We start from the raw sequence: 18,987 nt of genomic DNA on the forward strand, positions 1-18,987 counted from the left end.
GATGACCAGCAGCAGCTTCGAAGCGGCGCGCACCGCGATCGTCGCAGTCGGGCGGTGGCTCGACTCCAAGGGCTGGGCACCCGCGACCTCGGGCAATTATTCCGCGCGGCTCGACGATGGCAGCTTTGCGGTGACGGTGTCGGGGCGGCATAAGGGGCGCCTCACCCCTGACGACGTGATGCGCGTTGATGCCGACGGCGCGGCGCTCGACGGCAAGAAACCCTCGGCCGAGACGGCGCTCCACCTCGCTTTGTATCGCGCTTTTCCCGACGTCGGCGCGGTGCTCCACAGCCATTCGCCTGCCGCGGTCGGCCTCAGCCGTGCGGTGGCGGGTGACGCCTATCGGCTCGCGGGGCACGAGATGCTCAAGGCGCTGCCTGGGATCGCCACGCACGACGCCACGGCGACGCTGCCGATCGTCGAGAACAGCCAGGACATGACGGCGGTCGAGGCGGCGATCGCGCCGCGGCTGCTGGAAACGGGGGCTATTCCCGCCTATCTCATTCGCAGCCATGGTCTGTATGGCTGGGGCCGCGACATGGCCGAGGCCGAGCGCGTGATCGAGGCGATCGAATGGATGATCGCCGCCGAACTCGCTGAAAGGAGCTTTCGATGAGCCGCTTGCAGGTGTTCGCCGAAACCGACGGCACGACCCCGCTGCTCGACACGCAGGATGGCGCCGCGATCGCCGCGGCGCTCGGCGCGGTCGGCGTGCAGTTAGAGCGCTGGCCGCTCAAGCCGCTCGATGCCGGCAGCGACATCCTTGCGGTCTATGCCGAGGAGGTCGCGCGGCTGACCGAACAGGGGGGCTATCGCTCGATCGACGTCGCCCGGATCGCGCCCGACCATCCCGAGCGCGACGCGATGCGCGGGAAATTCCTGTCCGAGCACACGCATGGCGAGGATGAGGTGCGCTTCTTCGTCGAGGGCGAGGGGCTGTTCACGCTCCACCACGAGGATCGTGTGTTCAACATGCTGTGCAGCGCGGGAGACCTGATTTCGGTGCCCGCGGGGATGCGCCACTGGTTCGACATGGGCGCGTCCCCGCGTTTCACCGCGATCCGGCTGTTCGTGAACCCCGACGGCTGGATCGCGCAGTTCACCGGCAGCGACATTGCCGAGCGCTTTCCGCGGCTCGAACCCGCGTGAAGGCGATCCTGACCGATATCGAGGGGACGACGTCGAGCATCGCGTTCGTCGCCGAGGTGCTGTTCCCCTATGCCCGCGCGCGTCTGGCCAACTATGTCGCGGCGCATCCGGCGGAGACCGCGCCGATCCTCGCCGAGGTTGCGGCGAGCGAGCCGGGTGACCCGGTGGCGACGCTCACGCGCTGGATCGACGAGGACCGCAAGGCCACGCCGCTCAAGGCGCTGCAGGGGATGATCTGGGCGGACGGGTATGCCGCGGGCGCGTTCACCGGGCATGTCTATGCCGATGCGGTGGCGGGGCTGCGGCGCTGGCATGCGGCGGGGGTGACGCTCTACGTCTTCTCGTCGGGCTCGGTCGCGGCGCAGAAATTGCTGTTCGGACATAGCGATGCGGGCGACCTGACGCCGCTTTTTTCGGGCTATTTCGATACGAGGACGGGGCCGAAGCGCGAGGCGGCGGCCTATGCGAAGATCGCCGCGGCGATCGGGGTCGAGGCGGACGCGGTGCTGTTCCTGTCGGACACACCCGAGGAAGTCGCGGCGGCACGTGCGGCGGGGATGGACGCGTTGCTGATCGATCGCGCCGGGGGCGGCGGGGATATTGCGACTTTCGACGAGGTGCCCACGCCCGTTGCCTCCCCACCCCCTCCCTCGTCGCCGGCGAAGGCCGGGGCCCGGTAGCGGGCGGCTGAACGGCGAGCGCTGCGCTTCGCTCGCAAAGACCTTCGCTCCTGTTCCCCGGCCTTCGCCGGGGAAGGAAAGAAGGACGCAACACACATAAGAAGGTTCGCGCGATGAAACTCGACGGCACGCATCAACGCTCGATCACGCGCACCAGCGATGGCGCGGGCGCGCGAATCCTCGATCAGCGCGAGCTTCCCTGGACGGTGAAGTGGGTCGAGCTGCGCAGCGCGCACGAGGCCGAGGTCGCGATCCGCGAGATGTGGACGCGCGGTGCGCCGCTGATCGGCGCGACGGCAGCCTACGGGCTCGCCATGGCGCTTGCCGAGGACGGATCGGACGCCGCGCTCGACGCCGCCTACGCGCAGTTGCTCGAATCGCGCCCGACCGCGGTCAATCTCAAATGGGCGCTCGACATCGTCGCCGCCGCGGTCCGCCCGCTCCCCGCCGCCGATCGCGCCGCCGCCGCCTTCGCGCGGGCCGATGCGATCTGCGACGAGGATGTCGCGCTCAACCAGGCGATCGGCGCGCATGGCCTCGAACTGTTTCGTGCGCTCCACGCGAAGAACCCCGGTCGCCCGCTCAACATCCTGACGCATTGCAACGCAGGCTGGCTGGCGACGGTCGATTACGGCACTGCGACCGCGCCGATCTATCTTGCGCATGACGCCGGCATCCCGGTCCACGTCTGGGTCGACGAGACGCGCCCGCGCAACCAGGGCGCTTTGCTCACCGCGTTCGAGCTGGCCGGGCACGGCGTGCCGCACACCGTGATCGCCGACAATGCCGGCGGTCATCTGATGATGACGGGGCAGGTGGACGCGGTGATCGTCGGCACCGACCGCGTCACCGCGAATGGCGACGTCTGCAACAAGATCGGCACCTATCTGAAGGCACTCGCCGCCAAGGACACCGGCGTGCCGTTCTACGTCGCCCTGCCCTATACGACCTTCGACGCGGAGACCGCGACCGGCGCGGACATCCCGATCGAGGAGCGCTCGGGCGCGGAGGTGACGCATGTCAGCGGTGAAGGCGGATCGATGCGGATCACCGCCTCGGCCGCGGCGAACCCGGCGTTCGACGTTACGCCGGCGCGGCTGGTGACGGGCTATCTGACCGAACGCGGGCTGCTCGATTCGGTCTGAGCGCTTGCGGGGGCACCGGACCATCGTCTAGCCTCGCGCTTCCTTGGGTTGGGGGGCCGGATATGTCCGTTATCGTCGGTACGGCTCTCACGTTCGCGCTGGCGCAGTCGGCGGTCGAATCCGCGCCCGGGCCGCCGCCCGCCGCACCTCTGGCGTTGGTCAACCGAAGCGCCTGCGCGCCAAGCAGTTCGGGCGAGATCGTGGTGTGCGGCAAGCGCGACACTGAACAATACCGCCTCCGCCCGCTTCCCCCGCTGCCCGAGAACAAGGGATTCCTGACCAAGCCGATGGACGTGAAGATCGGGCCGATCCACTGGCACGGGTTGAGCGCGACGGTGGCGTTTTGAGAGGTCGAGGATTCCCGTCGCTGCTGTCGGGGAGCACCCCTATCCCCGTTCGTGCTGAGCTTGTCGAAGCACTGTCCTTCTCAGCTAGGTCGAAAGGAAAGACAGCCCTTCGACAAGCTCAGCACGAACGGTGTGGAGATGGGCCCGCAATAGCCATGGTCGGCTACGGCCGCTTCGCCATCCGCTCGAGCGCCGCGTCGAGCGTCGCGTCCTGCTTGGCAAAACACAGCCGCACCACGCTCGTCACCGGCTCCTGCGCATAGAAAGCCGACACCGGGATCGTCGCCACGCCAGCCTCGTCGAGCAGCCACTGCGCGAAGGCGACGTCGTCCAGCGCGATGCCAGAGGCGGCAAGGTCGATGTTGAGGAAATAGGTCGCCGCGCTCGGCAGCACGCTGTAGCCGAGCCCGCTCAGCCCCGCTGCCAGCCGATCGCGCGAGCGCTGGTAGCCAGCCCGCATCTCCTCGAAATAGGCCACGTCCTTGCCCAGCCCATAGGCCGCAGCCGACTGAAAGTTGGGCGGCGTTGTGAAGGTGAGGAACTGGTGCGCCTTGGCGAGCACCGACGAGATGGCAGGCGCGGCGCACATCCAGCCGACCTTCCACCCGGTCAGCGAGAAGATCTTGCCCGCCGAGCCGATCTTGACGGTGCGCTCGCGCATCCCCGGCAGCGCCATCAGCGGCTGGTGGCGCGCGCCGTCGAACACGACATGCTCCCACACCTCGTCGCAGATCGCGATCGCGTCGTGCGCGACGCAGAAATCGGCGAGCAGCGCGAGTTCGTCGCCGCCGATCATCGTGCCTGTCGGGTTGAGCGGCGAATTGAGGATAATCAGCCGCGTCCGATCGCTCGCGACCGCGGCGAGCGCCTCCGCGGTGATGCGCCACGCGGGCGGCTCGAGCCGCACCAGCCGGGCGATGCCCCCTGCCCGCTGCACCAGCGGCAGATAGGCGTCGTAGAGCGGCTGAAACATCACCACCTCGTCGCCCGGCGTCACCAGCGCGAAGATCGCGGCGGCGAGTGCCTCGGTCGCCCCCGACGTGACGATCACCTCGCTCGCGTCGAGATCGAGCCCCTGATGCACGCGGTAATGGTCGGCCACCGCCTGGCGCAGTGCCGGCGTGCCCGCCATCGGCGGATACTGATTCGAGTCTTCGAGCAGCGCGCGGGCCGCTTCGGCCAGCACGTCCTCGGGCCCGCGCCCGTCGGGAAAGCCCTGGCCGAGATTGATCGCGCCGGTCGCGCGGGCGCGGGCCGACATCGCTTCGAAAATCGTCGTGCCGAGCCCGGCAAAGAGGGGATTCATGGCGGTGATCGCCCAAGATGTTGGTGGACAGGGTAGGGTTCGAACCTACGTAGGAGAAACTCCGGCAGATTTACAGTCCGGCTTAGCAACATTCCCGAACATTCTCGAACTGCCTTAACATCCTGACAGATCGTCATTTTCATGGCTTGTTCCGTCCAAAGACGTTCGGGAACATTCCGAGACGTTCCCGACGCGATTACACACGAATCACACAACGCGAAGTCAATGCTGTCGTCCTGATGCGCAGCGCCGCTCTTTCCGCTGTCCTAGGCATCGAGGTCATCGGGCGGTGCCGCGGTAGACCAGGCATGCGCGATTTCCTCGCATGCGGCCGTGATGTTGTTCACCCGCGTGGCTATGCCAGTCCCAGCAGGGACGAGACTGCCGTCGAACACGTCGAATGAAAAGCATAGCTTCCGGTCCGGTGACCCTTTCGCGGAGAGATGCTTCTCTGCGAAAAGCCAGACGAGCACGGCAGCGGTTCGCGCTTGTTCTTTGCGCTTGGTCGTCGAGCTTTCGCTCTTGGCGATCATCGTCACAATCGCGCCCACCTTCGGGTCCAGCTCCTTCGGGTCAGGCTTCAAAATGGTAACGTCCGGTGTCACCCGGACCCGCAGGCCGCCGATCAGGAGGGGCGGCACAGATCCGTTCACCGGTTTACAGTCGAGCTTGTTGACGCCGGTCTGGTTCAGCGTAGCTGCGTATCGATCCAAGGCTTCAAGCGAGGCTTGCAGATCACCCTTAACCCAACTGCTTAAGCCTGCGGCGTCCAGCTTTTTCACAAGGTCCGCGCGATGCTTATGGAAGGTCGTGGGACTCTTCGTTGCATCGCAGAGGCACTCGGCAATGGCCATTCTAGCGTGCTTATATCGGGCTACGACGGCCGTTGATTGCCACCTCGCCGCCCTGATAATGTTCTTGCGCGCGTGCGGTCCGGCACTAAGATACTGCGCGAGCTGGTTGGCCGAGATGGCAGGTTCGATAACTTCACGATACTTCGGTTTGGGTGACGACGGCATGGAAGATATCTTCCTCTCGGCGAATGTAGGCGATTCCAAGAGAGTATGCGTGTCGGCGATCTCGCGTCAAACTTATAGGGCTTCCGTAGGTTCTGGTCTCGGCGGCGACCGCGGGTACTTCGTATTCGAGGTCGATGCGGATCATCCGAACGAAGATATTACCGTCCTCGCAAAGGCACCATCTTACGAGGCAGCAATCCGCCTTTTCGAGGTTATTAGTCGTGCTGGGCGCCCCACTCCGGCATGACAGGCTGGCTCCCAAGCGGGCCCTGTGCTTAGCGTGTTGCGGACCGGTGAGACTGCGATAGTGTAGTGCCATGAAGCCATCCTCTCGCCGACGCCTAGAGCGCGAACTTCAGGACGTCATGGCCAACGATGGCGATAATTGTTCCATATGCCGCCGCTTGTTCGAGCAGAATGACCTAACCTTCGGCGGCGCGACAAATACCGGAGCCCCTGCCCTCGTCGGCGAATGCTGCCTTAAGCGCCTTAAAATCGGCATCATAAAAGGGGTGTTTCTTACTCCTGACTTCCCTTTCCCGCTGAATTCGAGGAAATCCGATCCGAACGAGGTGCGCTCCCCCGAGGAGGTCAACGAAGCGATAAACGCGTTCCGCTCGGTTGGAAAAATGAGGGAAGGCGAGCGTCGAAAGATTGCTGCGCGGGCCGGCATTGATCCCAAGTCGGCGATAATGAACACGTCGACCACCGAGTGGAAGACCGACGACGCCAACTGGTTTGCGGCGAACCCTTCCAGGACACATCGGCTAAGGCCGATGATTGGTGGCGAGAAAGAAAGTTTCGGCGCAGTCGGAAATCAACAGGTTCCCCTATTTCATCAGTTGCAGGTGCTAGTCCGTCAGGTCGAACCTGGGGCGCGGGTGCGCCTGCCCTTCGGGCGGGATCTTAGGACGCAGATTCCAGATGACGACAACATCCTGTACGCGATGTTCGACGCTTTCTCGCAGGGCCAAGGCGGCACCTTCGTATCAACCGCAGATGTGTTGAGTTCGGCAATTGAAATGGGGCCGAAGGGACGCGCCTGACAAGCTCGCAACGCCGCAACCGCTATCGCCGTCCCGTCGTCGGCTCGTTTCATCTAAATCTGGTCGCGGCGCGAAGTTCAAAGGCAGAGACAGGCGTTGCGTGGATCGCACGCAGCACCATCGGGGGCCGGATCGAGAGCCGCCTTCCGACGACCCCGATCAGGCCGATCCGATACGACCTGAAGGACGTTTAATGCCGAAATCGAACATGACCGTCACGCGTGTCGCCGAACTCTGCGCTCGCTTGATCAACCGCGAGTCTCAGGCTTCCATCGGGAGAACGATGGGGGTGCATTCGAAAACCCTCGAGAAAGCGATCAAAGCCCTTCGGGCCCATGGCGTAGCGATCGAGACGCGAAAGCCGAGCCGTCTGAGCCCCGAACGAGAAGCCCGGCTGCACAATCTCTTTCGATCCACGTTGATGTCGAACCGAGCGATCGTAGCGGAAACTGGTGTTGCTCTGGAGAGCGTCAACAAGTCCCGGCGCCGGTTCAATGCCGAGGTGCTTAAGTCGGGCGGCGAGCTGCCAAAATGCGACTGCGGCCAAGATCTCCATCACGCTCGGATGTGCTGGGTAAGGCACCGCCAGCACATGAAGAATAGCGGCATCCGCTCGGTAGTAACATTGAGCAACGAGGACCAGATCGAAGTTCGAAATCGGCTCCTCGCAGGCGATACCGTGCGTTCGGTGGCTGAGCGTTTCGGGCTGCCGAAAATGTCAGTTGGCGGATTCTTGCGCTCCCTCAGCTCTGACGACCGGCGCGTCCGCAACGACACATTTCTTGTCGCCGCCGCCCGTCGGCGCGCCTCGAAGCTCGCTGACTCAATCAGTCGCCCGCGCGCAACGAACCCCGCCGCCGACCCCCTTTATGCTGAGATCGCGAAGTCAGTCTCTCGTCGCATCGACCCGGCATTGCGAGATGATATGATCAGCCAAGCCTATCTCGAGGTGCTGGAAGGGCGGCTTGACCCAAAGCATCTGCGTGAGGGGATGCGGAAGGTCCGCGGCCGAGTGTTCAGCGCTTTCGCCAACCCGTGGGGCAACCTGAGCATCGACGCGCCGACTCGCGAGGACGGCACAGGTAGCTGGGTTGAGAACATCCCCGATGAGCGGGCGCTTCAGGCGTTCGACGCGGTCGCGTAGGTCCTGGCGTTGTGTCCCCGGTTGAAGCAGACCGGGGACGCGATTGAACGCTGTGGTGCTAAATCACCCTGCCGGCTGCCTCCCGGGCTCCTCGAATGCCGCCCGATGCCAGCGTACGAGCGTCTCGGTTCTGGCGTGATACTCGCGCTCGATCGCGCGCCATCCGCCAGCGTTGAAGGTGTCGACGAAGCCCGGCGGGATTGGCGGCTGCGGGGTCTCGACCATCACAACACCTCACCGGCTTGGCGACGCTCGATCGTCCAGCGCACCGCCTCGACGCGATCAGGCTTGCCGACGATCTGCGACATGACGGTGGTCAGCTGGTCGGCTGGGCAATCCTGCACGACGAACCATAGCTTACGGCCGGACGCGAGGGCGTAGCCGCCGCCGATCGCAACCAACGCGGATAGCCACGCGGCGGGGTCGAAGGTCGGGGCGTTAGACGTCGTCGGCGCATATTGGCTCGCCATGTCAGCGGCCCTCCTTCGAGTTGAGCTTGAACTCGCCGCACCAGTCGGCCGATTCGCTAACCGGCTGAGTTGACGCGCGCCAAAGCTGTGTCGTCCAAAGTTCCTCATCTTTGTCCGGGTCACGTCCCCACGCCTGACGAGGGACGCCTAAGGCGGCGAGTTCGCCGAGCACGACGGGAGCGTTGCGGCGGCAATGGCCGAACGCAATGTCCCCGTCCTCCACCGGGCGACCGTCCTCGAAATGCGTGCTGGGATCGAGCAACCAGAACCGGCAACGGCTGCACTGTTCATTCTGGGCGGCGCTCATGACGGCATCGCCACGAATGCGAGAGCGAAAATCGACCACGCAGCGGGTGCGACGGCGACGGTGGCAATTGCGCCGCCGATTGTCAGGTCGGTGCCCATGAACGGGCGGTTGAGCAGCGCCTTCATGCGACACCTCCCAGCCGGCGGGCATCAGCGAGGATCGCGGCTATAGCGGCATCACATTCCCACCGGTCGGTTTCGGTGATGAGTTCGATCTTCGCGGCCAAGTCGGTGCCCGCTTGAACCGGGCATTCGATCGCCGCCAAGCCGGCACGCCAGGCGAGATCATTCAGTTGCTCGGAGCGCGCTTCGATGACTTGCGCGCCGATTGCCGTGCGAATTCGACGCAGTTCGCGGCGACGGTGCAGATCACCCGCTCGGATGCGGCGGCATGCTTGATTGAACTGGTCGTTACGATCCCACCCGCCAGTCTTCATGCCGCGAATGTGCTTGATCGCTATCGCCACATCGGTGCCGCAGGACGTGGATAGACGAGCCTCGCCACCAAGGACGTTGTCATAGGTCGCCGAAACGTGCGGCACCTGCGCAGCACGACGGGCATACTCTTCCGCCATCGGCTCGAGCAGATCGGTGTCGTACGCAAGCTCATCGGCGCAAAGCTGCCGGTATCGTGCCAGCAGCCGTTGAAAAACGCTTGGCGCGCTGGTCGCCGCGAAAGCCGGCACTGAAGTCGCGAACGCAGTGACAGCCAAGCCGCCGAGCGCAGCCCGGCGAGAGATATTTATCTGTGTCATGAACGTGCTCCCTCAAGGACGATCCATCCGTTTTCGGTGGTGCCCAGTGTGCGAACGATACGATCCAACGCGGCGCGAGCGCGCCACCGCTGAGCTGTGCGGAACATCGCCACGGCGGCGACAGCGTCAGCATCGGACCACGGGCCGTGAGCGAACCGCTTGGTATCGGGCATTGCCTCGATCGGTTCGCCACGTCGGCGTGAACCTTCTGGAGCGATCAGCAGCCGGCCACCGGTGGCGAGGAACGCGCGGACGACCGCCTTGATCTCGACCAGCTCAATCTTGCGGTTGTCGACAAAGCGACCCTGACGCACCAGCTCGCGCTGCATTGCCGGGCGGAAACCCTGAACAGCTTCGTGATGGTCGCGCAGCGCCTTCCAGCGAGCGCGCCGTTCGCCCTCTTGCCGGTCGCAGATCACGCCAGCGGTAAGTTGAGCGGGCGCGTCCGCCGCGTCGTTGTTGCCCCAGAATGCCGAGGCACCGCCGCCGTTCTGGTCGGAGATCGACAGCCACACCAACACGTATTGGTCCAGGTCGTCGAAGGACGCCGCGGTATCGAGAACCTTGATCTGGTCCGCGAGGCTCGGCAGGGCATCGAGGTCGGGGCCCCAAAGTTCTCGCTCGACGCCGCCAGACGCTAGCATGTCAGCCGAGGTTGCGGTCATGCGTCACCGCCGATCTGGGCGCGCGACGAATACAGCCCGACCACCTTGCCGATCAGCTTGTCGGCAAGCGCCATCTCGTCGCGATATGGACCGTCAACGCAGATGAACTCGCGCCCTTGAACGCCGCGGCGCAGTGGGCCGGCGTACCAACGGTCGCGATGGCCGAGGAAGGTCTGCACGATCTCGCGCGAGCGACGAGCGTAGCGTTCGCTCGCAGTCGGCGACGAGGTGTATTCGATCAGGAATAGGCCACCTTCGACCGGGATCCACCCGCCGGTGACGCTGCCACCGCCGGTGTCGACGACGACGATCTCACCGTGCCGGATCAGCGGCGCGTTGTGGTTGTTCGTCGCAGCGTGGACAATGTAGCTCGAGGGAACACGGGCGAGATTGGAAATCAGTTCAAGGGGCGGGGCGGACAAGATCGGAGCGGCGGCTTTCTCCCGCTCTGACACATGGGCGCCGCTCACGAGCGCACCGCCTTCGGCGTGCGGCCAAACTGGACGGCGAGATGGATACCGAGCCACTGAAGTTCGACGTAGCGGACCGGGCCTTCGCCGCCCGCCTCGATATGACTGCCGTCGCCGAAACGCACTTCCTGCATGCGTTCGACGTGGACTTCGCCCCAGTTGTACCAAGGCTCAATTGCGCCGAGCAGGCGACGAAGCCTGTTGGCCAGGCACACGGGTGCCGGTATGGTATTCGAAGCCATTATTCGATCTCCACAGGATCGTTGAGGTTAGGCCCGGCCGAGTGTTGGTAGCATTCGGTCGGGTCGTCGGTTAACTAAAATGGTTATCCTTACTCCCTTGGTCTATGTCAACTCCTTCAGTTGCCATTGGCTAAAATAGTTGGTAGCGGCAGGGCATGATATTGCCCGCAACCTGCCGCGCCGGCCGCGCTCTCGTCGGCCTAACGCAAGCCCAGCTTGCCGCCGCAGCTTCCGTGGGCTTGTCGACGATCAAGAATTTCGAAGCCGGCAGTTACGAGCCGATCGCGAACAATCGACGAGCGATCCAGTCGGCGCTTGAGGCTGCCGGCGTCGAGTTCATCGAGGACGGCGCAATCCCGTCACCGGGCGGAGCCGGAGTGCGCCTCCGCGCCTAGCGCTGGTTCTGATATCGCGCCTTTGGCCAATGGACGGCAGCATGGCACGGAATGCACAGCGCCCGCATGTACCGGTCGAGGTTGCGATCAGGATGACCATGGGGAAGGTCGTGGTGCGCCTCTTCCGACGGGGACGCACCGCAGCTCTGGCAAATCGGGTGCGCGTCGAGGAACAGGCCATTTCGCTTCTGACGCGCGTTGGGTTTCGACGTGCGCTGCTTCGCACGCCAAGCACGGGTGTTGCTCACTATTTTTCCTTTCACTGGTGGTTACCAGCCACCAGCCCCGCCTCCCTGATCTTCCCTTGCCCCCGATCGCCGGCGGCTACTCGTCACCCAGTCGTCGGCGCAACCTCGCCATAGCGCCCGACTGGGGCGCGATATTGCGCACGTACTTGATCACTGAGCGATCGTCCTTCCAGCCACCCTCATGACAGATGGCAGGCATCCCCTCGCCCGCCTGCGCCAAGTCTTGCGCGAGACCGACGCGAAAGCTGTGCCCGCCGACTTGGAGCGCAATCGCGTTATAGTCGATCACCCCTTCTCCGGCGTCGATCAGACGCAGCGCTTCGCGCACGGCGCAGCGAACGACGTAACGGAAGCCGCATGTCCACAGCCGCGTACCGACGGTGCCGTGCATGTTGATCCCTCGCAGCAGTGGGCTGGCCGGGCCGAGGTCGATACCTCGCTCTGCCAACGCGGAACGCCACTGCCGGTAGAATCGCATCGTTCGCACCGAGAGCAGCTTGGTAATACCCTCACCCTCTTGATCGGTCTTGCTGCGCACCACGACGAACCAGCCTTCTCCATTTCCGGCTTCGGTGATGTCGCCCATGTTCGCGGCGATGTATTCGGCGGCGCGACGCCCAGTGTCTCCCCCGAGGGAAAGGATGAAACGCGAGCGAATCTCGCGAACCGTGCTGAACAGCTCCAGCGCGTCAATCATGCGGGAGATCGAGAACGGCTCCGGCTCATCTTCAATGTGCGCGACATTCCCGCGACGACGGATAGCGAGCATCTGGTGGTGGTCGCCGCTCCAAGCGCGGGCCGTCTTTGCAATCTCGGCGTAGACCATCTCGCAGGACGTGACGTTCGGGCCACCAACGATGCGCGTGAGGAACACGTTGATGTTGGAAAGCATGCGCCGGAGCGAGTCCGGGTGCCGCCCACTGCCAAAGGCGCGAAGGAAATCGCGAACGTCGCGGGCCGCAGGCGCGAACGGATCGATGCACCGGGCGAGGCACCAAGGGAACCACCGCCCGAGGTCGTGGCGAAGCGACTTCAGGGTGTTGAGGGCATGCCCGTCGACGTACCCCTCCAGGTTGTCGAACTGGTCGCGGTCGAAGCGGTGGGCGAATTCGGCGGGGATGCCGGTTAAGCGAAAGCGGGTGTGGACCAGATCCTGCTGGGCCGGGGTGAGGTTCAAAATCGTCACGAGCGTGCTCCTATAGTTAGGCTCACAGCTCTTTTTAGGATGGGCGCGAGTCCCGACGAAGCGGTTTCTTTCTAGTCGCTCAGTCGATTAATCCGGCAGTATCGTTCCGGCCGAAACGCCGCTCCTGCTCGTCCGCGGACGATTACGCTTTCTGTCGGCGTTACCATTTCGCTAGCGCGTCGCGGCGGCTCCGCGCATTAGCCAAAATCCCGGCGTGGAGCTTTCGTATCGTTCCTTCTGCTCGGCGGTGGCGCCGAGCGTCAGGAGCATCAGAGAAAACGGCGTATGTTGGCCTTTGCCACGTGGATCGAGAAACCGCACGCGCCCTCGCAGCAGGTAAATGTCCGCGTCGGTGCTCAACACATCGTGGAACCAGACCGAGTCGGTTCGAACCGGAATGAGGCACACCACTGTTTCCACCGTGCCAGCCCGCCACTGATCGTGAGCACGTCGCAGCCACTTAAGCAGCTCGGAATAGGGCGGATTGACGAACGCGACCCGCCCCGACCACGCATCGGCAAGGCCGTCGCCGCCCTCGCTACGCAAAATCCGGCGACGCGCGACGACCGGGCTCAATAGATGGGCGCAGGGATCAAGGTCGATCTCACCGAACGCCGCGTAAATGCTCGCCATGAAGTCGGGAGGGGTGAAACGGCTATCGCGATCATCCTTGTCACCTTGCCCCCAATACGATCGCTCGGGCGCACGGCGACGAGCGCTGGGGGCCAGAACCGCCAGTAGGCGCAGCAGGCTGGCGACCGATCCGCCGCCCCGCTCGAGACTCGCGATGGTCGTCCGTGAAAGGCCCGTCCTCATCGCCGCTGCTTCCAGCGTCATTGTCCGTGCGCGGCGGCGGGTGCGCAACTGCTCGGACAATGTCTTGCCGGGTCCCAAGCCTGCGAGGTGAAAGTCTAACGCCGCCATCACCGCGATCAGGGTTGGCACCGACCCGACGCCACCCTCTAGTCTCTTGATGGTTTGCGGCTCGACCCCAATGCGACTGGCCAGCGTCCGTTGCGACCAGCCTGCCGACCGTCGGGCTTCACGTAATTCGTCGATCAATATCTGACCCCGCTTGGGTTCGTATTCTGACCCGGTATTCTGCGATGGCGGTTGTGGGCAAGTGCCCGGCGGTGAGAAAAACTCTCGTGAGTTTCAACGCCGTTGCGTTACCGGCGCGACCTGCCGTGGCGGCTGCTCACCCTCGGCTCGGCAGCAAGTTCCTCGGTCAGCGCATCGACTTCATTCGCCCTGCAGAGCCAGCAACGAGCGTAAGCAACAGGCTCGACCACGCGCTCTCCGCATCATCGACTGCTTGGAACACGTCGCCATCCGCCTGCTGCGCGTGCGCGCCGGACCTTGGCGAGCCTTCATCGACGCTCTGACCGGGATGGCAAACCGCGCAGCTTTCGACGCGGCCTTGGCAGAGTTGGATTGCAACGTGCTCGGTCAGTGGGCGATCCTCGTCCTCGATCTCGATAACCTGAAAGTGGTCAATGATACCTTCGGTCACCATGCGGGCGACCGCCTGCTGCAAACCGCCAGCACCAGGATCGCCGCAGAGGTAGGGGCAGATCGTGCTTTTCGCATCGGCGGGGACGAGTTCGCGATACTGCTGCAGGCCAGAGATACGCCGCTCGATCTGGAACGGTCCGCAGAACGCATATTGGGGGCACTCGTCGAGCCGGCGGAATGCGGTGGCCACACAGTCGTTCCCCGCGCGACCGTGGGAGGGGCTGTGCTGTCAGCGGGCGATCGCGTTCCCGAGCGGGTCCGCCAGAACGCGGACTTTGCGCTGTACCACGCTAAGGAGACCGGCCGCGGCGGTTTCGTGCGGTATTGGCCAGGGCTCGGAACCGCCATTACCAAGCGTCTCGACAACATCCGCGAAGTCGATGCCGCGCTTCGCGACAACCGGATAGATGCGTTTTACCAACCAGTTGTCCGACTGGATTCCCGGGAGATAGTTGGACTTGAAGCCCTGTGCAGGATGCGGTTGGGAGATCGGGTGTTACCGGCCGCTGCCTTCCAGGAAGCGACGAAGGACGTGCACGTCGCAAAAGCTATGACAGCCCGCATGATGGCCCTTGTTGCGGCAGATCTTCGGGAGTGGCTGGATATGGGAATTCCGTTTCAGCATGTCGGCATAAACGTCTCATCGGCCGATATGCATGATGGTACACTCGACACCCTGCTTACCGCAGCGTTCAACCGGGTCGGAGTTGCCCTGAAACACGTCATTATCGAAGTGACCGAGACCGTCTACATGCAGGACGGCGACGACACTGTAAGAAACACGGTTGAGGCGCTTCGGGCGAAGGGATTTCGGGTGGCGCTCGATGATTTCGGGACAGGCTTCGCTTCGTTGACCCATCTGCTGACGGTGCCGGTCGACATCATCAAGATCGACAAGAGCTTCGTCGATCGTCTTGCACCCGACAACGCGAGCATGGCTATCGTCGAGGGACTTCTTCACATCGCACGAAAGCTAAACCTCCGTGTAATTGCGGAGGGGATCGAGACAGAGGATCAGGCCGCGCTTCTACAGGCGGCCGGCTGCACTCTTGGCCAAGGCTACTTATTTTCGCATGCGATCGATCGAGACGCCATGACCAAGTTGCTCATCGAACGAGCACAGCGCTCGAATGATTGTCGCTCCCTCCTATCCGAGAGTGTTTTGCCCATCGGCAAAGTGGCAGCGAGCGGGCGGTAAAGAAGCGGGTCGCTATTTCTCGTCCCGCCGCGTCGGAAAGACCGGCCCCCGCACAGTCATTCGCTCGGCAGCATAAGGCCGCTGGAGCGCCACCACATCCTCGTAGCTCCCGCGTAACCAACGCTCGTGGTCGGCGGGCTCAAGCACGGTAATCATCGCCTTTGGGTGGATTGGCGCGACCAACTCGTTGGCGTCGCACGTCACCATCGTAAACCCGTTGCCCCTGGCGGTCGCCTGCCAAAACCCCGCGACCGCGAACAGGGGCTGGTCGGTCACCTGAAACCACATCTCGCCCTTTAGCGGCTTCTTGCCGTCGCCAAGGTCGAAAGCCGCTGGCGTCCACTCGCAGAACTCGCTGAGCGGGATCAGGCATCGGTTCTCGGGCTTCGCGGCGAGCGTCCGCCATTGCGACAGGCCTAGGTTGCGCACGTTGGTCATCGGCCAGGCCGCGCCGCCGCCGAGGACGTCCCACGACATGACATCGAGGCACCGGCCGCGGCTGGTCTCGCGCACGACGTACGCCCGGCTGCGCGGCATCAGCTCGACTGGGTTGAAGCGATTGTCCATCGGGCGATCGACGCCGAATACGGTCCCGAAGTGGGCGTGGAGCGTCTCGGGCTCATAGCTGTTGCGGGCGCGGTTGCACATTGTCGGTTCGTAGCTTCGACGACCCGCCCCAACCAGCGAAAATCGGGCGCGTAATCTAAGGGGGCAACCCCTCGATACAACTTTCGCTCGAAAACGCCCTAGGGAGCCCGGAGGATGACATCGGCGTGCGTTGTGGGGTGTCTAGGGGTAATACGCCCGAACAAGCCCTCACGGCCCAGCTTGCGCCAAAACCTAATGTGCGATACCTAACAAACCGTTACTGCCAAGTAACGCAAAAGCCGCGCAAGGGTGTCGAGACCCAAACGCGGCTTTTGGTGAAGCAACAAACCCGTTGGATGGGAGCGCTGCCGTGGTTCGCTGAAGGGTATATTCCTTACCTCTCTGTCGGTCAAGGCTCCGTCCTACGGGATATAAGGAAGCCGTTATATGACCGAAAGCCAGATCACCTTAGTGCCTCACACCTATCAAGGGTCGTTGATCGACCAACGTGCGGCGGATGGGTACATCAACGCCACCGCCATGTGCCAAGCAGCGGGCAAGCGCTTCAATGATTACCATCGCCTCAGTAGCACCGTCGCCTTTCTAGCGGAGCTAGCGAGCGTTACGGGGATTCCCGCAACGACCTTGGTGCAGTCCGTCAACGGCGGTGTTGCCGCACTACAGGGGACTTGGGTTCATCCTCAGGTTTCGATCCATCTTGCCCAATGGGCTTCTCCGCAATTCGCGGTTCGCGTTTCGGAGTGGGTGGTCGAGTGGATGTCCGGAAGACATCCGAGCGATCGTATCTGGGCGCAATTCGAGGACCGCGTATCCCTAGTCTATGACAACGTGCCCGTTGGATACTTCTGTGTTTTCGCACAGATTGCTGACCTATTTGCGTCGATGATCTCGAACGGCGCCGATTTCGGAACGCGAATGATCCTAGATCTGAGCGTTGGCGGATGCTGGGGGCCACACTGGACCAAATCAGGGCTGGAAAGCACCTTTGGCCCCAGGATGAAGTTTCCGCACAACTATCCCAGCTATTTCCCTCAGGCTTGGTCGAACCCGCAGGATGCCTGGTGCTACCCAGAAGACGCCCAACCGACATTCAAGCGGTGGCTGCGAGAGGTCTATGTGCCTCACAAGATGCCTGCGTATCTGAAGTCAATGGTCTCGCAACAGAAGCTCCCGGCGCAAATCGCGAACAACGCTCTCGCAGCGCTGGCTTCGCGCGAAGCGAACCGCGCCCTTCCTTACCCAGGCAAGGGGTGAACCGATGACCGATTACTTGGTGCGTATCGAGCTTCACGGCCTTCACCCGGACTATGCGGATCTCCACACCAAAATGGCTCGCATTGGAGCCAGACGGACGATAACCGCTGGCGACGGAAGCGTATATAATCTCCCGTCGGCGATGTATCTTGTCCCCAGCAGCCTATCCGCGGCCGATCTTCGGTTAGCTATCAGCAATCAAGCATCGACGTCTGGCTCTGTCCCGGCGCCTTGGGTGCTCGTCATAAAATACACCGATGCCGCCTGGTATCTGAAGGCTACGTAGTCTGCACCTGTTCCCCTAACCCGGCACCGCTGGCGAGTGGTTGAAGCGCGCTACCGGATCCGCCTCAGTCCCACGGGCGAAGATCACCGTATCAACAGGATGCATGTCCTGCTGCGCCCAGCGATCCCAAGCCGGGTGGATGAAATCTGGCTTGCCCCAAATCCGCACGGCCGAGTGATATTCGTCGCCGCGGAAGCCGACGAAGTGCAGCGCTGGTTTCACCGCCGATCTGATCCCTTCATCTCGCGCACCGCGTGGATTGCCTATAATATCGCGCCGCCAGCCGTTTCGCACCTGGCCACGATAGCGGGGTGTCGCACGATGTCCGATGACGAAGAGGATTTCGAGGAGGCGGGGCAATCTTGGGCGGAAATCCTCGAGCGCCGATCGCCCGAGGGTCGCGCTGTCGTGCTGCGGCTGAACCAAGCGGAACAAGCGTTCATCGAGGCACAGCGTCGAGTGATGGGAGCGATGACAGCACACCGGGACTACGCCGAAAAATATGCCGCCTTCGAAGCCGCCTTCGACGAAGTCGGACGGATGCGGAAAGAGGTGTACCGAATGGCGCACCAGTAAGTGTCACCCGATCTTGCGCGAGCAGGGTACTCGGAGCAACGTAAGCGCCTCTTGGGGAGATAAAAATGCGGCATTGGCGACCGGCGGGGGCGGTGATCACGATGATGCTGGTGGCGGCATCGCCGGCGGGCGCTGATAGCCACTCCGATAAGGCGGCGAAGGTCGCGCTGGCACTCACGCCTGAGCATTTCCAATCGACGGCGAAGGTTAGCGACGACAGCCTCGACACTACGGCGACCATTACCACCGAGGCGGGCTTCCAGGACAAGCGGGGTCTGCTCGGCATCGTCTGGAACGACAATTTCCTGCGCGCCTTCATCGACAAAAAGACCGGCGCGGCGACATTCCAAGTCTACCAGCGGATCGCCTACAGCGGCGACTGGCGCTTCTATCAGCAGGTCAATTACGAGACACCGGACGGGCCGGAAGCGGCCGAGGTCACCAGCATCGCGCGGGACGTCGTTGGGTGCAGCGCCTATGGTGGTTGCACGCATGATGAAGCGTTTGGGTTCTCGGTCCCCGAGTCCCTGCTGAGACGGATCGCATCGCTATACCAACCGGGCGCCGCGCTGGGCTGGCGCTTCAAGTACAAAGCGAAGGCCGGCGAGGACTGGCAGGACGGCATGCTGCCCGCCGAGATCGTCGGCATGCTACAGGTCGTCGACGCATATCGGCGCGATCATGGGCTCTCGGCTGCCTTGTCGAGCAATCCCACGGTGCCAGCGCCTACCCCGAGGTTTGGCTTCGACGTCGATATGGTCAGCGAGGGCGCCTACGTCAAAACGGTGACGCCCGGGTCTATCGCTGGCACTGCCGGGATCGTCCCCGGCATGGTCATCGCGAAATTGAACGGCGAGTCGATCAAGGGTGTCGATCGCCCAACGTTCGCGCGCCTGATCGGCATCGCGGGCGATCGGATCACCTTGACGTTGATCGGCAAGGGGGACGTCGTGCTGAAACGCCCCGGCTGACCGAA

General features: G+C 63.3%; 26 protein-coding genes and 1 tRNA gene. 12 read left to right on the forward strand and 15 right to left on the reverse strand.

All coding sequences use genetic code 11. The features are described 5' to 3' along the window. The first annotated feature begins 1 nt into the window (after position 1). The 5 genes from U1872_RS07905 (at position 2) to U1872_RS07925 (ending at position 3,321) form a co-directional block, all read left to right on the forward strand. Complete coding sequence (locus tag U1872_RS07905) at positions 2–616, forward strand: methylthioribulose 1-phosphate dehydratase (RefSeq protein WP_332792337.1); 615 nt, start codon at positions 2–4, stop codon at positions 614–616. Beyond that, positions 613–1,149 carry a 1,2-dihydroxy-3-keto-5-methylthiopentene dioxygenase gene (locus U1872_RS07910; protein WP_332792338.1) on the forward strand — a complete coding sequence of 179 codons (537 nt, stop codon included), beginning with the start codon at positions 613–615 and terminating at the stop codon, positions 1,147–1,149. The genes U1872_RS07905 and U1872_RS07910 overlap by 4 nt, the downstream gene beginning before the upstream one ends. Next, on the forward strand, positions 1,146–1,829 hold the full coding sequence (gene mtnC / locus U1872_RS07915) for an acireductone synthase (RefSeq protein ID WP_332792339.1): 684 nt from the start codon (positions 1,146–1,148) through the stop codon (positions 1,827–1,829). The genes U1872_RS07910 and mtnC overlap by 4 nt, the downstream gene beginning before the upstream one ends. Before the next feature lie 113 nt (positions 1,830–1,942). Next, positions 1,943–2,974: an S-methyl-5-thioribose-1-phosphate isomerase gene (gene mtnA, locus U1872_RS07920; protein ID WP_332792340.1), complete on the forward strand. Its 1,032-nt coding sequence runs from the start codon at positions 1,943–1,945 to the stop codon at positions 2,972–2,974. A 62-nt stretch (positions 2,975–3,036) separates the two neighbouring features. Next, positions 3,037–3,321 carry a hypothetical protein gene (locus U1872_RS07925; protein WP_332792341.1) on the forward strand — a complete coding sequence of 95 codons (285 nt, stop codon included), beginning with the start codon at positions 3,037–3,039 and terminating at the stop codon, positions 3,319–3,321. Positions 3,322–3,484: 163 nt separating this feature from the next. On the opposite strand, the gene U1872_RS07930 is transcribed toward U1872_RS07925, so the two are convergent. The 3 genes from U1872_RS07930 to U1872_RS07940 all read right to left on the reverse strand — a co-directional run bounded on the left by U1872_RS07930 (position 3,485) and on the right by U1872_RS07940 (position 5,481). Then, positions 3,485–4,627: an aminotransferase gene (locus U1872_RS07930; RefSeq protein ID WP_332792342.1), complete on the reverse strand. Its 1,143-nt coding sequence runs from the start codon at positions 4,625–4,627 to the stop codon at positions 3,485–3,487. A gap of 21 nt (positions 4,628–4,648) precedes the next feature. Further along, a tRNA-OTHER gene (locus tag U1872_RS07935) sits at positions 4,649–4,722 on the reverse strand. Between the two features lie 171 nt (positions 4,723–4,893). Then, on the reverse strand, positions 4,894–5,481 hold the full coding sequence (locus tag U1872_RS07940; protein WP_332792343.1) for a hypothetical protein: 588 nt from the start codon (positions 5,479–5,481) through the stop codon (positions 4,894–4,896). 530 nt (positions 5,482–6,011) lie between these two features. On the opposite strand from U1872_RS07940, the gene U1872_RS07945 reads away from it, so the two are divergent. Then, complete coding sequence (locus U1872_RS07945) at positions 6,012–6,692, forward strand: hypothetical protein (RefSeq protein ID WP_332792344.1); 681 nt, start codon at positions 6,012–6,014, stop codon at positions 6,690–6,692. 193 nt (positions 6,693–6,885) lie between these two features. Continuing rightward, complete coding sequence (locus U1872_RS07950) at positions 6,886–7,836, forward strand: hypothetical protein (protein ID WP_332792345.1); 951 nt, start codon at positions 6,886–6,888, stop codon at positions 7,834–7,836. A gap of 63 nt (positions 7,837–7,899) precedes the next feature. Here U1872_RS07950 and U1872_RS07955 read toward each other — a convergent pair whose 3' ends face one another. Genes U1872_RS07955 through U1872_RS07990 form a run of 8 tightly spaced genes read right to left on the reverse strand, consistent with a single transcriptional unit; the run spans position 7,900 to position 10,744 of the window. Continuing rightward, entirely contained in the window at positions 7,900–8,061 is a 162-nt protein-coding gene (locus tag U1872_RS07955) for a hypothetical protein (protein ID WP_332792346.1), read from the reverse strand. Then, positions 8,061–8,306 (reverse strand): hypothetical protein, encoded by a 246-nt coding sequence (locus U1872_RS07960; protein ID WP_332792347.1) that lies wholly within the window; start codon positions 8,304–8,306, stop codon positions 8,061–8,063. The genes U1872_RS07955 and U1872_RS07960 overlap by 1 nt, the downstream gene beginning before the upstream one ends. A gap of 1 nt (position 8,307) precedes the next feature. Beyond that, a complete protein-coding gene (locus U1872_RS07965) occupies positions 8,308–8,613 on the reverse strand; it encodes a hypothetical protein (protein WP_332792348.1) in 306 nt (101 codons plus the stop codon). Then, a complete protein-coding gene (locus U1872_RS07970) occupies positions 8,610–8,738 on the reverse strand; it encodes a hypothetical protein (protein ID WP_332792349.1) in 129 nt (42 codons plus the stop codon). Before U1872_RS07970 ends, U1872_RS07965 begins: the two co-directional genes overlap by 4 nt. Then, on the reverse strand, positions 8,735–9,367 hold the full coding sequence (locus tag U1872_RS07975; protein WP_332792350.1) for a hypothetical protein: 633 nt from the start codon (positions 9,365–9,367) through the stop codon (positions 8,735–8,737). Before U1872_RS07975 ends, U1872_RS07970 begins: the two co-directional genes overlap by 4 nt. Continuing rightward, positions 9,364–10,032, reverse strand: a complete 669-nt coding sequence (locus tag U1872_RS07980; protein WP_332792351.1) for a hypothetical protein — start codon at positions 10,030–10,032, stop codon at positions 9,364–9,366. Before U1872_RS07980 ends, U1872_RS07975 begins: the two co-directional genes overlap by 4 nt. After that, positions 10,029–10,502, reverse strand: coding sequence for a hypothetical protein (locus U1872_RS07985; RefSeq protein WP_332792352.1), 474 nt, complete (start codon positions 10,500–10,502; stop codon positions 10,029–10,031). Before U1872_RS07985 ends, U1872_RS07980 begins: the two co-directional genes overlap by 4 nt. Further along, complete coding sequence (locus U1872_RS07990) at positions 10,499–10,744, reverse strand: hypothetical protein (protein WP_332792353.1); 246 nt, start codon at positions 10,742–10,744, stop codon at positions 10,499–10,501. Before U1872_RS07990 ends, U1872_RS07985 begins: the two co-directional genes overlap by 4 nt. A 155-nt stretch (positions 10,745–10,899) precedes the next feature. Here U1872_RS07990 and U1872_RS07995 point away from each other — a divergent pair, with 155 nt between their 5' ends. Continuing rightward, the gene (locus U1872_RS07995) at positions 10,900–11,139 is read left to right on the forward strand and encodes a helix-turn-helix domain-containing protein (RefSeq protein WP_332792354.1); all 240 of its coding nucleotides are present in this window, start codon (positions 10,900–10,902) and stop codon (positions 11,137–11,139) included. Here U1872_RS07995 and U1872_RS08000 read toward each other — a convergent pair. The 3 genes from U1872_RS08000 to U1872_RS08010 all read right to left on the reverse strand — a co-directional run bounded on the left by U1872_RS08000 (position 11,136) and on the right by U1872_RS08010 (position 13,635). Beyond that, on the reverse strand, positions 11,136–11,387 hold the full coding sequence (locus tag U1872_RS08000) for a hypothetical protein (RefSeq protein ID WP_332792355.1): 252 nt from the start codon (positions 11,385–11,387) through the stop codon (positions 11,136–11,138). The genes U1872_RS07995 and U1872_RS08000 overlap by 4 nt on opposite strands. Before the next feature lie 76 nt (positions 11,388–11,463). Further along, positions 11,464–12,573 carry a site-specific integrase gene (locus U1872_RS08005; protein WP_332792356.1) on the reverse strand — a complete coding sequence of 370 codons (1,110 nt, stop codon included), beginning with the start codon at positions 12,571–12,573 and terminating at the stop codon, positions 11,464–11,466. A 171-nt stretch (positions 12,574–12,744) separates the two neighbouring features. Further along, positions 12,745–13,635 (reverse strand): DNA N-6-adenine-methyltransferase, encoded by an 891-nt coding sequence (locus tag U1872_RS08010; protein WP_332792357.1) that lies wholly within the window; start codon positions 13,633–13,635, stop codon positions 12,745–12,747. A 253-nt stretch (positions 13,636–13,888) separates the two neighbouring features. Between U1872_RS08010 and U1872_RS08015 the strand changes: the two genes are divergently transcribed. Beyond that, entirely contained in the window at positions 13,889–15,286 is a 1,398-nt protein-coding gene (locus U1872_RS08015) for a putative bifunctional diguanylate cyclase/phosphodiesterase (protein ID WP_332792358.1), read from the forward strand. 12 nt (positions 15,287–15,298) lie between these two features. On the opposite strand, the gene U1872_RS08020 is transcribed toward U1872_RS08015, so the two are convergent. Further along, the gene (locus U1872_RS08020; protein WP_332792359.1) at positions 15,299–15,934 is read right to left on the reverse strand and encodes an SOS response-associated peptidase family protein; all 636 of its coding nucleotides are present in this window, start codon (positions 15,932–15,934) and stop codon (positions 15,299–15,301) included. A gap of 387 nt (positions 15,935–16,321) precedes the next feature. Here U1872_RS08020 and U1872_RS08025 point away from each other — a divergent pair, with 387 nt between their 5' ends. The 3 genes from U1872_RS08025 (at position 16,322) to U1872_RS08035 (ending at position 18,982) form a co-directional block, all read left to right on the forward strand. Next, on the forward strand, positions 16,322–17,149 hold the full coding sequence (locus U1872_RS08025) for a KilA-N domain-containing protein (RefSeq protein ID WP_332792360.1): 828 nt from the start codon (positions 16,322–16,324) through the stop codon (positions 17,147–17,149). A gap of 322 nt (positions 17,150–17,471) precedes the next feature. After that, the gene (locus U1872_RS08030; RefSeq protein WP_332792361.1) at positions 17,472–18,011 is read left to right on the forward strand and encodes a hypothetical protein; all 540 of its coding nucleotides are present in this window, start codon (positions 17,472–17,474) and stop codon (positions 18,009–18,011) included. A gap of 101 nt (positions 18,012–18,112) precedes the next feature. Further along, the gene (locus U1872_RS08035) at positions 18,113–18,982 is read left to right on the forward strand and encodes a PDZ domain-containing protein (RefSeq protein ID WP_332792362.1); all 870 of its coding nucleotides are present in this window, start codon (positions 18,113–18,115) and stop codon (positions 18,980–18,982) included. Positions 18,983–18,987 lie beyond the last annotated feature (5 nt).

Source organism: Parasphingomonas frigoris (genome assembly GCF_036663815.1).
Taxonomy (GTDB): Bacteria; Pseudomonadota; Alphaproteobacteria; order Sphingomonadales; family Sphingomonadaceae; genus Sphingomonas.